We start from the raw sequence: 14,437 nt of genomic DNA, 5'->3' as shown, positions 1-14,437 counted from the left end.
AGAAGTTGGATCAAGCTCTACCCATAGACCTTTGCATTTAATTTTAGTATTTTCGCATCTAGAAAAATACGTTTATGAATAAAGTTGTCATTGTTGCCGCTGCCCGAACACCCATTGGAAGTTTTATGGGAGCACTTTCCAGTATTCCTGCCCCTAAATTAGGTGCAGTTGCTATTAAAGGAGCTCTGGATAAAATAGGTCTGAAACCCGAAATGGTCGAGGAAGTTTTGATGGGAAATGTGGTACAGGCGGGAACGGGACAAGCACCTGCCAGACAAGCCGCTATATATGCGGGCATCCCGGATTCCGTACCCTGTACCACCGTAAATAAGGTATGTGCTTCCGGTATGAAGGCCATTATGCAGGGCGCCCAGTCCATTGCATTGGGAGAAAACTCCATTGTAGTGGCAGGTGGCATGGAAAATATGAGTTTAATTCCGCACTACGCATATATGCGGACAGGCCAAAAATTTGGGCCGGCGAGTTTTGTTGATGGAATGCAAAAGGATGGATTGGTTGATGCGTATGACCAGAATGCCATGGGAGTCTGTGCTGACGCCTGCGCAGTGGAACATGATTTTAGTCGTGAAGACCAGGATGCCTTCGCGATTCAATCTTATGAACGCTCCGCTGCCGCCTGGAAGGCTGGTAAATTTGCTGATGAAGTAGTTCCTGTTGAAGTACCACAACGAAGGGGTGAACCTATTGTGGTGCAAGAGGATGAGGAATACAAGAACGTAAAAATGGAAAAGATTCCTGCCTTGAGAGCTGCATTTACCAAGGAAGGTACGGTAACAGCAGCCAATGCATCCACCATAAATGATGGGGCAGCCGCTGTGGTTCTTATGAGTGCTGAGAAGGCTGCAGAATTAAATTTGACACCTCTCGCAACAATCAAGGCCTATGCTGATGCGGCCCAGGAACCCAAATGGTTCACAACTGCTCCTGCAAAGGCATTGCCAAAAGCCCTTGCCCGTGCTGGAGTAGGTATCGAGGATATTGACTTCTTTGAGGTAAACGAGGCCTTCTCTGTGGTAGGCTTGGCCAATATGAAACTCTTGGGCCTTGACGATTCCAAAGTAAATGTAAATGGTGGTGCGGTTTCACTAGGTCATCCCTTGGGCTGTTCCGGGGCAAGAATCACCATTACCTTATTAAACGTCCTGAAACAAAACAATGCCAAGCTTGGAGCAGCAGGTATTTGCAATGGTGGTGGTGGCGCCTCTGCCATTATATTGGAAAGAGCATAACATCCTCAAGAAGGCCTGCACATGCAATATGGAATCTGCCACCTCAGTATTGTTCCCATTAGGGTGAACCCTGAAGATTGCACCGAAATGGTGTCCCAATTACTTTATGGGGAGCATTTCAAAGTTGTGGAAAACAGGAAAAGGTGGAGTAAAATCCGTGTTGCTTACGATAAATGCGAAGGTTGGATTCCCAACAACCAATTCACGTTAATTTCTGAAGAGGATTATAAGGGTTTGGATAACATCACCCCAAATCTAGCTGCCGATATTGTCTCCCATATCTGTACCTCGGAGGGAATGCTACTTCCCATTGTAATGGGCTCGGTAACTTCTGTTGCAAATTTATTACGGCATACGTTTGAGGGCCATGCCATCGAAAGTCAGCACCCAAAGTCTAATTTGGTGGACACTGCGCTGCTTTATTTGAACACCCCTTATTTATGGGGAGGCAAAACACCCTTTGGAATTGACTGTTCCGGTTTTACGCAAATGGTCTATAAAATCAACGGATATAGTCTAAAACGAAATGCTGAACAGCAATCCCAGCAAGGAGAGGCGCTCAGCTTTATTGAAGAAAGTGAGCCAGGGGATTTGGCCTTTTTTGACAACAATGAAGGTCTTATAGATCATGTGGGAATCATACTCAAGGACAACTACATCATTCACACCCATGGACATGTGCGGATAGATCGTTTGGATCATACAGGTATTTTTAATACTGATGAAAAAATCTATACCCATAAACTCAGGGTCATAAAGAAGATTATATAAAAAAAGCCCTGACAATGTCGGGGCTTTTTTAATGGAAGAACTAAATAAAACTACTCTCCCAATAGCTTTTTAACGCGCATAAAGTTTTCGGTATCACCCAATGCTCCGTAGATGTTTTTCAACTGTGTCAATACACTTTGGTTATCTGGATTGGTCTTTAGGGCATCTTCCAAAATTTGGGCGCCTTCCAAGAACAAATCATCTTTTTGCTTCTTAAGCTCATCGTATCTGGCGATATCCGCTCTTGAGTTTCCTAAAGCGTTCATTTCGTCAATAAGACCATTACCTTCGTTAACATAAGTGGTGGAAAGATTCAAAAGGGCATTGATATATCCTGGATCTACGGCCAAAGCCTTTTTATATGCAGCTCTCGCGTCTTCCAGATTTCCTTGCTCCATATTGATAACTCCAATATTATAAAGCAAATCGGCATTGTCAGGGGCCATTGCCGAAGCTTCAGCCATCAACTCCTTAAACTTGTCCTTGTTACCCATAGCGTAGTAAAGATTGGCTTCACCGAGCACAAGGTTCACGTCATTGGCATCAACCGCCCTTGCATCTGAATAAGCGGCCAAAGCTTTGTCATTATCACCCAACTGCTGATAGATAAGTGCAACGTTCTTTACAATTTCCGCTTTTTTGGATTCAGTTCTTTCATCTTTTGGGTCTTTGTGGGTGCCCGCTTTAACGTATAAGTTACGGGTGGTTTCATCCATAGTTTCCACCTCACCTGTCTGTACATTGACAGCAGTGTAGTTTACTCCACTTCCATCATACCCAATTTCCTTAAGTTCATTATAGTAGCTAAGTGCTTTTTCATAATGCTGCCCGTTTACAGCGCTACTGGCCGCATAGTACAGGTAAAGTGTATCGGTTGGGCTCAACTTGTAGCTCATGTACAATTTCTCGGCAGCGGCTTCGAAATTTTTATTTCCGTTATCCTCCACAGCAGCATTTACCAAGTCAGCTGTGATTTGAGCCAAGCTTTGTGTAGCAACCGTTGTATATTTTTCCTTCCCACTGGCTTCTTCAACAGAAATTACTTTGTTGAACGCATCAATTGCAGTTTGGAACGCGTCGGCATCTCCTTTGTTGGCCAAATCCAAATATACGTTACCCTTAACTGCATAATATTGCGCCTGTAATCTAGCATCAGCTCCATCAATAGAAGATGAAGCACTTTCCAAAGCGGCTTTAGCAGCTGGTGTATCTCCACCTTTTAGTGCTTTTTCAGCTGCCTTGATTTCGTTTTTCTGGGAAAAACCTATCGCTGAAACCGCAAGGGCCATTACTATTAAAATTTTAGTCTTCATTTTAATTTAATTATTAGTGTTTACTGATTATTCTTTTTAATCTTCCGTATTATTATCAATTGCTGTGCCATCTTCTCCATTTACCTCAATATCAAGGATATCCGTTTCATCCATGGCATCTTCATCCTTCATAACTTTGGCCACTGCAGCGATGGAATCGTTTCCTTTGAGGTTAATGAGTCGAACTCCTTGTGTGGCTCTTCCCATGACCCTTAAGTCCTCTACACTCATTCGGATGGCAATACCTGATTTGTTGATGATCATCAAATCATCGGTATCCGACACATTTTTTATGGCAACCAAACCTCCGGTTTTGTCGGTAATGGAAATCGTTTTGACCCCCTTACCTCCTCTATTGGTGGTTCTATAGTCATCAATGGTTGAACGTTTTCCGTATCCATTTTCAGAAACCACCAGAATGTCATCCTCAAAATTGTGCACGGACACCATTCCGATAACCTCATCATCTTCACTAGCAAGGGTAATACCTCTCACTCCTGAAGCATTACGCCCCATAGGTCTGGTCTTGCTTTCTTCAAAACGGATGGCTTTACCAGATTTCAATCCAAGGAATATCTGACTTGTTCCTGTGGTCAGTTTTGCTTCCAGCAATTCATCCTCATCTCTAATGGTAATAGCATTGATTCCATTTTGACGCGGCCTTGAATACTGCTCCAGGGAAGTCTTTTTAACTGTACCCTTCTTGGTAGCCATGATCACATAATGCGAATTTACATAATCTTCATCCTTTAGGTCTTGGGTGCATATAAAGGCCTTTACCTTGTCTTCGGATTCGATATTGATCAAATTCTGAATAGCTCTACCCTTGGAAGTCCTACTTCCTTCTGGAATTTCGTAGACCCGCATCCAGAAGCATTTTCCTTTTTGGGTAAAGAACAACATATATTGGTGGTTGGTACCCACAAAAAGGTGCTCCAAAAAGTCTTCATTTCGGGTAGAGGATGCTTTTTGTCCCACACCACCCCTATTTTGGGTCTTGTACTCCGTTAGCGGAGTCCTTTTGATATATCCGGCATGGGAAATGGTAATGACCACTTGCTCATCTGGAATCATATCCTCAATGCTCAAATCACCACCTGCAAAATTAATTTCGGACCTTCTCTCATCACCATACTTCTCCTTCACTTCCAGAAGTTCATCTTTGATGATCTGCATTCTTCGCTCTTTCTTGTCCAGAATGTCCTTCAAATCCTCAATGGTCTTCAACAATTCGTCGTATTCTTCTCGAAGTTTATCCTGTTCCAGTCCTGTAAGTTGGCGCAAGCGCATCTCAACAATGGCCTTCGCCTGTACCTCGGTAAGCTTGAATCGTTCCATCAAACTGCTACGAGCTTCATCCACATTGGAAGACCCCCTAATAATGGCAATCACCTCATCGATATTGTCCGATGCAATGATCAATCCTTCCAAAATATGGGCTCTATCCTCGGCTTTCTTCAGCTCAAACTTGGTCCTACGGACAACCACCTCATGCCTATGGTCCACAAAATGACCAATGATTTCCTTTAAGTTCAACAATTTTGGACGTCCCTTGACCAAGGCAATGTTGTTCACACTAAAGGACGATTGAAGTGCCGTATACTTATATAGCATGTTAAGCACGATATTGGGAATGGCGTCGCGTTTTAGAATGTACACAATACGCATTCCTTTTCTATCGGACTCATCCCTGATGGCAGAAATCCCCTCAATTTTCTTATCGTTGATCAGATCCGCGGTCTTCTTGATCATATCGGCCTTATTGACCTGATATGGAATTTCGGTTACAATAATGCATTCCCGACCTTGAACTTCTTCAAAACTGGCCTTGGCCCGCATTACCACACGTCCACGTCCCGTATGGAAGGCTTCTTTTACCCCATCATAACCATATATGATTCCCCCAGTTGGAAAATCAGGGGCTTTGATGTGGGTAATCAACTCATCAATCTCAATATCCTTGTTGTCTATATAGGCAACTGTACCATCCACCACTTCAGATAGGTTATGGGGTGGCATATTGGTAGCCATACCCACGGCAATACCGGAAGCTCCATTGACCAATAGGTTTGGGATTCGGGCCGGCAATACGGTAGGCTCCTTTAAGGAATCGTCAAAATTTAGTTGGTGGTCAACGGTGTCTTTGTCAATATCTGCCAACATATCGTCGGCAATCTTTCGCATTCGGGCCTCGGTATAACGCATGGCCGCTGGGCTATCCCCATCTACGGAACCAAAGTTACCCTGCCCATCAATCAACATATATCTCAAACTCCATTCCTGGGCCATCCGCACCATGGTATCGTAAACCGATGTATCACCATGTGGATGGTATTTACCCAGAACCTCACCCACAATACGGGCCGATTTCTTATGCGCACTTGTAGATCTAACCCCTAGCTCGTGCATTCCAAAAAGTACTCTTCTATGAACAGGCTTAAGTCCGTCCCTGACATCTGGCAGGGCACGTGACACAATGACCGACATTGAGTAATCAATGTAGGCAGATTTCATCTCATCCTCAATGTTGATAGGAATTAACTTTTCTCCTTCCGCCATGCTAAAATCTTGTTGTTTTTTGTGGTTAAAATATCATGCCAATATACGCAAAATCGCACCTTTCAAAACACTTGCGGCTTACTTTATTAAAAAAATTATCAACAGCATATGTATAGGCCCCGACAAGATGATAAACCTATGTTAAAGCGTTAAAAAAATGCACTTTATTTCGACTTTTACTACTAGTTTATCGAATATGGGTACGGTATTTGACTACTGTAATGATACTTTTATTAATTTTAATTGCTGAAAAGGAAGTGTATGGATGATAATTTTTCCCCAAGAGTAAAAGACGTTATAGCATATAGCAAAGAGGAAGCCCTTAGATTGGGGCATGATTTTATAGGTACAGAACATTTGATGCTAGGTCTTTTGCGTGATGGAAATGGCAAAGCCATTAACATTTTGGACGCCTTGGATGTAGACTTGGATCACTTGAGAAGAAAAGTGGAGATTCTAAGTCCGGCGAATCCCAATACCGGAACAACCCAAAAGGACAAGAAGAACCTACATTTGACAAGACAGGCAGAAAGAGCACTTAAGACGACTTTTTTGGAAGCCAAGCTCTTCCAGAGTTCTTCCATCAACACAGCCCACCTGTTGCTGTGTATCCTTCGCAACGAAAATGACCCAACCACCAAATTGCTTCACAAGCTTAAAGTGGATTACGATAACGTAAAGGAGCAGTTCAAGTCCATGATCACCAGTGATGATGACTACATGGACACTCCACAGGCCGAATCCTTTCCAAACGATCCTGAAGAAACTGGGGATTCCAAGGAAAGTAGCTTTGGTTCCAGTTCTTCCCAAAAGGGTAGCAAGAAATCCAAAACACCAGTGTTGGATAATTTTGGACGTGACCTTACCCGACTTGCCGAAGAGAACAAACTGGATCCAGTGGTAGGTAGGGAAAAGGAAATTGAACGGGTATCCCAAATATTAAGTCGTAGAAAGAAAAACAATCCGCTGTTGATCGGTGAGCCCGGTGTAGGTAAAAGTGCCATTGCCGAAGGTTTGGCCTTACGCATTATCAATAAAAAAGTTTCCAGGATACTTTATAACAAAAGGGTGGTTACCCTAGATTTGGCATCCTTGGTGGCCGGCACAAAATACCGTGGACAGTTCGAGGAGCGAATGAAGGCGGTTATGAACGAGCTGGAGAAGAACGACAACATTATTCTCTTTATTGATGAGATTCATACCATAGTGGGTGCTGGTGGGGCCACGGGAAGCTTGGATGCTTCCAATATGTTTAAACCGGCATTGGCCCGGGGCGAAATTCAATGTATTGGAGCGACCACTTTGGACGAATACCGACAGTATATAGAAAAGGATGGAGCCTTGGAAAGACGTTTTCAAAAGGTAATGGTAGAACCTACCTCAGTAGAGGAAACCATAGAAATCCTGATGAATATCAAGAGCAAGTACGAGGATCATCACAACGTCAATTATACCGATGATGCCATAGTGGCCTGTGTAAAATTGACCAATAGATATATGACAGACCGCTTTTTACCGGACAAGGCTATTGACGCCCTGGATGAAGCAGGTTCGCGTGTCCATATTGTGAATATGGATGTTCCCAAACAAATTTTGGAGCTGGAAAACCAGCTGGAAGATGTCAGGGAATTGAAGAATAGCGTGGTCAAAAAACAGAAGTACGAGGAAGCCGCCAAGCTTCGTGATGATGAAAAGCGCTTGGAAAAAGAACTGGCTTCAGCCCAAGAACGCTGGGAAGAAGAAAGCAAATTGCACAGAGAGACGGTTTCTGAGGACAACGTAGCTGATGTTGTTTCGATGATGAGCGGTATCCCCGTCAACAGAATTGCACAAACTGAAAGCAATAAATTGGCAGAGCTACCAGACTTGATCAAAGGTTTTGTTATTGGTCAGGATGAAGCAGTTGCCAAAGTGGCCAAGGCCATTCAACGTAATCGAGCTGGTCTTAAGGATCCCAACAAACCTATTGGTTCGTTTATCTTTTTGGGTCAAACCGGGGTTGGTAAAACACAGTTGGCCAAAATTTTGGCCAAGGAGCTTTTTGATTCCGAAGATGCTTTGATTCGAATCGATATGAGCGAATACATGGAAAAATTCGCCATTTCAAGGTTGGTGGGAGCACCTCCCGGATATGTGGGTTATGAAGAAGGTGGTCAGTTGACCGAAAAGGTTAGAAGAAAGCCCTATTCCGTTATCTTGTTGGACGAGGTGGAAAAAGCACACCCAGATGTCTTCAACATGTTACTTCAGGTACTTGATGATGGCTACTTGACGGATAGCCTTGGGCGAAAAATTGATTTCAGGAATACCATCATAATCATGACTTCCAATATTGGCGCACGCCAGTTGAAGGATTTTGGTCAAGGCGTTGGATTCGGAACTGCTGCCAAAAAGGCGCAGGCGGATAGTCATCAAAAAAGTGTTATCGAAAATGCGCTCAAAAAGGCTTTTGCTCCTGAATTTTTAAACAGGATTGACGACGTGATTGTGTTTAATCCGCTGGAAAGAGAGGATATCCACAAGATTATTGATATTGAATTGGATAAGCTTTTCAGCCGAATCAAGGACATAGGGTATGATTTGAAGCTTTCCAAGAAAGCCAAGGATTATATTGCTGAAAAAGGTTTTGATAAGCAGTACGGAGCACGTCCGTTGAAGCGGGCCATCCAAAAGTATATTGAAGATGCCTTGGCAGAGGAAATTGTGAACTCCAAACTAGAGGAAGGGGACAGCATTTTCATGGATTTGGATGAGAAAAAAGAAGAACTCACCATCAAAATCAAAAAGCAGGAAAAGTCTCCTGAAGCGGAACAATAAATTAATACAAACTTAGTGAAGGAGCTCCGTTGTACGGGGCTCTTTTTATTTCAAATGTACCGTACAAACGATATTTACGCTTTTAATCTAAATTTTTTCTAGCCATTGGGTGTTCCCCATACCTTCGTAATGAGAGACACTATAATTTTGGGGAATGAGAATTGCTTCTAATAAGAAGGCTATAATTGTGCGGGAATACCAGTTGGATATTGGAACCGTACAAGTTTTTGACAACTACATGGTCGCCACGTTTGAAGAAGGGGCCACAATGACACTGGAACGAGCCTATCAAATCATCGGAATTTCGGAAATACACTTTAGGGATAAGGATTTTGGCTATATCAGCCTACGCAAAAATTCGTATGCCGTAGACCCTACCATCTATAATTATTTAAGAGGCATGCAAAACCTTAAGGCTTTTGCCATTGTTTCCAAAAAGGAAATTGACATGCACAATTTTAAGATAGAGAAGCTTTTCTACAAAAAGAACATGGAGTTCTTTATTGAGTATGACAATGCCTTGGCATGGGTAAAGAAAAGACTCAAAAAAAAATAAGAAAAGGGACACTGCCTAAGTTCCTTTTTCTTCTTGAGGTTCTGGTCTTTTAAAAAGTTCCAAATACGCTTTTCCAATACTTTCAATGATTCCGGCCGCCTTAAGGGCATCGTAACTTACCAAGGAAGCCCCTATATCACCTGCCAACCCATGCAGGTAAACCCCTAGCACTGTTGCTGGAAGCGGTTTATACCCCATGGCCACCAAACCGGTTATCATTCCTGTTAGCACATCTCCACTACCAGCAGTGGCCATTCCAGGATTTCCAGTACTGTTCACATACCCTTTTCCACCATAAAGTGTAATGGTATGCGCCCCTTTGATTACCAATACAATGTCATGCTTGGAGGCAAAAGTTTTAGCCTTATCCAATTTATCAAAATCATCCTCCCACTCCCCTATCAAACGCTCCAATTCTTTGGGGTGAGGGGTTAAAATGGACTGCTTGGGAACGTCTTTCAACAATTTGGGGTTTTGCGACAAGATGTTCAACCCGTCAGCGTCTATTACCAATGGAAAATCAACTTCTTTCAAGAATTTCCCAAAAGCTTGTACCGTTTCTTCCTTGGTTCCCATCCCCATTCCAATGCCTATAACATTTGGCGTGAATGGGATTTTGATTTCAGAAATGTAATCATCCTCGGTATCTGTAAGCACCATGGCCTCTGGTAGGGCCGTTTGTAAAGAATGATACCCACATTCAGGTACAAAAGCAGTTGCCAGACCAGCTCCAACGCTCAGACAAGCATTAGCTGCCATCTGCACCGCTCCAATTTTACCATAACCCCCTCCCACGATCACCGCATGACCATAGGTTCCCTTATGGGAAAATTTAAGTCGAGGTCGATAAATGGGTTGTACATCAAACTGGGTCATGAACTCATAGTCCACCTCTTCCTGGATCAGAAATTCAGCATCAAGACCTATATCCAATAGCTCCCATTGATTCTGATAGACACCGGTTTCCGGTAAAAAGAAAACGAGTTTGGGTACTTGAAAACTAAGCACGTAACTGGCTCTTACCACATGATTTGCGTTCCAAGGCATCCTATCACTGGGCAAGCCCGAAGGAATATCCACAGAAAGTACAAAAGCCTGGGAAGCATTGATATGCTCAATGAGTTTACCTACCCACTCACTAGGTGCCCTGTTCAAACCAATCCCAAAAATGGCATCAACAATGATATCATTGGGTGATATTTCCGGCATCACGCAATCGTCATTAAGAAATTCAGGCCAAATTTTACGGTCTTTTAATCGCTCCAAATTCAACAGGAAATCCTTGGAGCGCTTTTCACTATAGTTGACCACATGCACTTGTATATTATAGTCTGCCTCCTTGAGTAGTCTCGCCAAGGCTATTCCATCGCCTCCGTTGTTGCCAATACCGCAAAACAATTGAATAGTGACTTCAGCGCCCTGCAATCGGGAATGAATCCACTCAAAAAGTTGGGTTGCAGCCCTTTCCATTAAGGAATCACTGGGAATTTGCTGTTTTTCAATTGTGAATTTGTCAGCCTTATAGATTTGGTTCGCGGTAAAAATTTTCATTCAACAAGAAAAATTAACAATTGCTATGGATTTCGTAAAAATTTTAGAATCATTTGAGGAAGCTACCAAAAGTACTACTTTTGAACCTGATTACTGTACAATGCAATTTAAACAAACGGATATTGAACCCTTCAAGATGAACACTTCTTCATCCATCTTCGCTTTGACTACCATCACCCCTTTGGGGTAGTCTGTATATTATTTCCGTCCGTCCTTAAATTAATTTCAACATTTTACAACCACATTAATCATGAAAGTCCTAAAATTTGGTGGTACTTCAGTCGCCAATCCAGAAAATATAAAGAAGGTAAAATCCATTGTCCAAAACAGTTCCAACGAAAAACTGGCGGTAGTAGTCTCGGCACTGGGAGGTATTACCGATGTGTTACTGAACACACTACAACAGGCATCCGAACAGAACGATGCATACAAATCAGGTTTGGAACAAATTGAACAACGCCACATTGAAGTCATCAAGGCGTTGATTCCCGTGCAAAATCAAAGTTCTATCCTCAGTAAGGTTAAAAGCGACCTGAACATTTTGGAAACGCTGTTGGAAGGCTCCTTTCTTATTGGCGAGATAACACCCAAACTATCCGATAAGATTGTGAGCTACGGGGAATTACTCTCCTCCTACATCATTAGTGAATTTTTTATGGCGGAAGGCCTAGATGCGATTTTTAAAGATAGCAGAGAGCTGATCGTAACAGATAACTCCTACGGAAAAGCCGTGGTCAATTTTGAAAAAACCAATGCCAACTGCCAGGAATACTTCAAAAATGACAAACATCAAATCCATATACTGCCCGGCTTTGTAGCCTCAAGCACTGATGGAAATTCCACAACCTTGGGTCGTGGGGGTTCCGACTACACGGCTGCGATTGTGGCAGCGGCCGTAGATGCTTCCTTTTTGGAGATTTGGACAGATGTTAGTGGAATGTACACCGCCAACCCCAGATTGGTAAAACAAGCTAAATGTGTGGCCCATATTAGCTATGAAGAGGCCATGGAGCTCTCCCATTTTGGAGCCAAAGTGCTGTACCCTCCCACCATACAACCTGTGTTGGGCAAGGAAATTCCTATTGTCATCAAAAACACATTTAGCCCTAATGATAAGGGTACCATGATCACCAAAAACACCAATGGAGGCGGAAAAACCGTTAGGGGCATTAGCCATGTGGACAACATTAGTTTGTTGTCTTTGGAAGGGCCTGGTATGATAGGAATTCCTGGAATTTCCAAACGTTTTTTTGAGACGCTTTCCTTGGAGAATATCAGTGTGGTTTTGATTACCCAAGCTTCTTCGGAACATAGTATCTGTGTTGGAATTGCTGATGAGGATGTAGACCGTGCGGTGGAAGCAGTCAGTGAGGCCTTCGAATATGAAATGGCCCGAAAAAAAATCAAACCCGTCATTGTTGAAAAGGACCTGACTATTGTTGCCTTGGTAGGCGACAATATGAAGAGTCATCAAGGATTAAGCGGGAAGATGTTCAGTACCTTGGGAAAAAACAATGTGAACATCCGAGCCATTGCTCAAGGGGCTTCGGAGCGAAACATTTCTGCGGTTATCAAGAAAACCGACGTAAAAAAAGCCTTGAACTCCCTGCATGAAGAATTCTTTGAAGAGAACATCAAACAGCTGAACCTCTTTGTAATGGGGGTAGGAAATGTTGGTTCCAAATTCTTGAAACAGATTCAGCAGCAACATCAATACCTGAAGGATGAACTGAGATTGAACGTCCGGGTTATCGGAATCAGTAATTCCAGGACCATGGCCTTTGACGAAAATGGGATTAATCTACAAGAATGGGAATCCGTACTGGCCAATGGCCAAAAGGCGGACAAGGAAAAATTCTTTGACAGGGTTACCGAGCTCAACTTCCGAAATAGTGTATTCGTGGATAACACAGCGAGCGATCAAGTGGCCAACAGCTATCCCAACTATCTAAAAAATAGCATCTCCGTGGTAACCTGCAACAAGATTGCCTGTTCTTCGGATTATACTTTATACAAGGAATTGAAGCAACTGGCAAAAAAATACAATGCGCCATTTTTGTTTGAGACCAATGTAGGTGCGGGATTACCAATTATCGATACCCTAAAAAACCTGATTGCCTCTGGAGATAAAGTAAACAAGATACAAGCCGTGCTTTCTGGGAGTTTGAATTTTGTCTTCAACAATTTTAATGACGAAGTCACCTTCCACGATATCGTAAAGCAGGCCCAAGAAGAAGGCTACACCGAACCCGACCCCACCATAGACCTTAGCGGAATTGATGTAATGCGGAAAATATTGATTTTGGCCCGTGAAAGTGGCAATCAATTGGATATTGAACAAATTGAAAACGAAGCTTTTCTGCCCCAAGAGAGCTTGGACACGGAATCCAACGAAGCCTTTTTTGAGTCATTGAAGAAGCATGAAGATGGGTTTCAACAGCTTTTCAAGGAAGCCAAAGATGTTGACAGTAAGCTTAAATACGTAGCCCAGTTTGAAAATGGGAAAGCCAAAGTAGGATTGCAAAAGATTCCAAAAGGACACGATTTCTATAATCTAGAGGGAAGCGACAATATTGTGCTGTTCTTTACGGAACGCTATCCCAACCAACCTATGATCATAAAAGGAGCGGGTGCGGGAGCAGATGTCACAGCTTCCGGTATCTTTGCGGATATTATCAGAATCGGAAACTTTTAGGATGGAAGAGATCAAAGTTTTTTGCCCGGCCACTATTGCCAATGTTTCCTGCGGATTTGATGTTTTGGGACTGGCCTTGGATTCCGTTGGGGACAAGATGGTTGTCCGTAAGACTCTTGAAAAAGGTATCAAAATCACCAAGATAGAGGGTCAGGATTTGCCCTTGGAAACGGAAAAGAATGTTTCTGGAGTTGCTGGATTGGCTTTATTGGAACAAAGCAACTATGAGGGTGGATTCGAGATAGAAATTGACAAACGAATCAAGCCCGGAAGTGGTATTGGCAGTAGCGCTGCAAGCTCAGCAGGAGCGGTTTGGGCCATGAACGAGTTGTTGGAAAGGCCTTTTTCCAATTTGGAGTTGACCCAATTTGCCATGCAGGGAGAAAAATTGGCAAGTAGTGTGGCCCATGCGGATAATGTGGCTCCAGCCATTTATGGTGGCTTCACTTTGGTTCGTAGTTATGAACCCTTGGATGTCGTTTCCATTCCCACTCCAAATGAGTTGTTTGCTACCGTCATTCATCCGCAGATAGAAATAAAGACATCGGATTCCCGCAAAATCCTAAAGACCAAACTCACCCTTGAAACGGGGATTCGGCAGTGGGGGAATCTCGGGGGATTGGTTGCCGGACTGTTCCAGAACGATTACGACCTCATTGGTCGTTCCTTGGAAGATCATGTGGTAGAGCCTATTCGTTCCATTTTGATTCCTGGATTTGATACCATCAAACAAAATGCACTACAGGCTGGTGCCCTGGGATGTGGGATTTCCGGTTCTGGTCCGTCCATTTTTGCTTTGAGCAAAGGGGAATCCATCGCTCAAAAAGTAGCCGAAGCCATGCACAAAACCTATAGTTCCATTGGTATCGATTTTGACATTCATGTTTCCAAAGTAAATACCCAAGGGGTGAAACCACTCTAATTT

9 protein-coding genes are annotated in these 14,437 nt (G+C 43.1%); 6 read left to right on the top strand and 3 right to left on the bottom strand.

The features are described 5' to 3' along the window. The first annotated feature begins 74 nt into the window (after positions 1 to 74). Positions 75 to 1,250, top strand: coding sequence for an acetyl-CoA C-acyltransferase (locus tag ACO6S0_RS04350; RefSeq protein ID WP_422350787.1), 1,176 nt, complete (start codon positions 75 to 77; stop codon positions 1,248 to 1,250). 21 nt (positions 1,251 to 1,271) lie between these two features. Next, positions 1,272 to 2,021, top strand: a complete 750-nt coding sequence (locus ACO6S0_RS04345; protein ID WP_422350786.1) for an NlpC/P60 family protein — start codon at positions 1,272 to 1,274, stop codon at positions 2,019 to 2,021. Positions 2,022 to 2,071: 50 nt separating this feature from the next. On the opposite strand, the gene ACO6S0_RS04340 is transcribed toward ACO6S0_RS04345, so the two are convergent. Next, positions 2,072 to 3,334, bottom strand: coding sequence for a tetratricopeptide repeat protein (locus ACO6S0_RS04340; protein WP_422350785.1), 1,263 nt, complete (start codon positions 3,332 to 3,334; stop codon positions 2,072 to 2,074). A gap of 36 nt (positions 3,335 to 3,370) precedes the next feature. Further along, positions 3,371 to 5,893, bottom strand: a complete 2,523-nt coding sequence (gene gyrA, locus ACO6S0_RS04335; protein ID WP_422350784.1) for a DNA gyrase subunit A — start codon at positions 5,891 to 5,893, stop codon at positions 3,371 to 3,373. A 261-nt stretch (positions 5,894 to 6,154) separates the two neighbouring features. Between gyrA and ACO6S0_RS04330 the strand changes: the two genes are divergently transcribed. Further along, positions 6,155 to 8,710 carry an ATP-dependent Clp protease ATP-binding subunit gene (locus ACO6S0_RS04330; protein WP_422350783.1) on the top strand — a complete coding sequence of 852 codons (2,556 nt, stop codon included), beginning with the start codon at positions 6,155 to 6,157 and terminating at the stop codon, positions 8,708 to 8,710. A gap of 154 nt (positions 8,711 to 8,864) precedes the next feature. Next, positions 8,865 to 9,266, top strand: coding sequence for an STAS/SEC14 domain-containing protein (locus tag ACO6S0_RS04325; RefSeq protein WP_422350782.1), 402 nt, complete (start codon positions 8,865 to 8,867; stop codon positions 9,264 to 9,266). 15 nt (positions 9,267 to 9,281) lie between these two features. Here the strand turns inward: ACO6S0_RS04325 and ACO6S0_RS04320 are convergent, their stop codons facing one another. After that, entirely contained in the window at positions 9,282 to 10,817 is a 1,536-nt protein-coding gene (locus tag ACO6S0_RS04320) for an NAD(P)H-hydrate dehydratase (protein ID WP_422350781.1), read from the bottom strand. Positions 10,818 to 11,067: 250 nt separating this feature from the next. Between ACO6S0_RS04320 and thrA the strand changes: the two genes are divergently transcribed. Together thrA and ACO6S0_RS04310 are read left to right on the top strand one after the other, a co-directional pair. After that, complete coding sequence (gene thrA / locus ACO6S0_RS04315) at positions 11,068 to 13,512, top strand: bifunctional aspartate kinase/homoserine dehydrogenase I (protein ID WP_422350780.1); 2,445 nt, start codon at positions 11,068 to 11,070, stop codon at positions 13,510 to 13,512. A 1-nt stretch (position 13,513) separates the two neighbouring features. Next, the gene (locus tag ACO6S0_RS04310) at positions 13,514 to 14,434 is read left to right on the top strand and encodes a homoserine kinase (RefSeq protein WP_422350779.1); all 921 of its coding nucleotides are present in this window, start codon (positions 13,514 to 13,516) and stop codon (positions 14,432 to 14,434) included. The last annotated feature ends 3 nt before the right edge of the window (positions 14,435 to 14,437 follow it).

The organism is Flagellimonas sp., assembly GCF_965233845.1.
Lineage (GTDB): Bacteria > Bacteroidota > Bacteroidia > Flavobacteriales > Flavobacteriaceae > Flagellimonas.
The sequence above is the reverse complement of the archived record's forward strand: the minus strand, read 5'-3'. Positions and strand labels throughout refer to the sequence as shown.

Bases quoted from the DNA above. Each gene is read 5' to 3' on its own strand.
- thrA (WP_422350780.1), top strand. From the start codon at position 11,068: ATGAAAGTCCTAAAATTTGGTGGTACTTCAGTCGCCAATCCAGAAAAT.
- gyrA (WP_422350784.1), bottom strand. From the start codon at position 5,893: ATGGCGGAAGGAGAAAAGTTAATTCCTATCAACATTGAGGATGAGATG.
- ACO6S0_RS04320 (WP_422350781.1), bottom strand. From the start codon at position 10,817: ATGAAAATTTTTACCGCGAACCAAATCTATAAGGCTGACAAATTCACA.
- ACO6S0_RS04310 (WP_422350779.1), top strand. From the start codon at position 13,514: ATGGAAGAGATCAAAGTTTTTTGCCCGGCCACTATTGCCAATGTTTCC.
- ACO6S0_RS04350 (WP_422350787.1), top strand. From the start codon at position 75: ATGAATAAAGTTGTCATTGTTGCCGCTGCCCGAACACCCATTGGAAGT.
- ACO6S0_RS04330 (WP_422350783.1), top strand. From the start codon at position 6,155: ATGGATGATAATTTTTCCCCAAGAGTAAAAGACGTTATAGCATATAGC.
- ACO6S0_RS04340 (WP_422350785.1), bottom strand. From the start codon at position 3,334: ATGAAGACTAAAATTTTAATAGTAATGGCCCTTGCGGTTTCAGCGATA.
- ACO6S0_RS04345 (WP_422350786.1), top strand. From the start codon at position 1,272: ATGCAATATGGAATCTGCCACCTCAGTATTGTTCCCATTAGGGTGAAC.
- ACO6S0_RS04325 (WP_422350782.1), top strand. From the start codon at position 8,865: ATGAGAATTGCTTCTAATAAGAAGGCTATAATTGTGCGGGAATACCAG.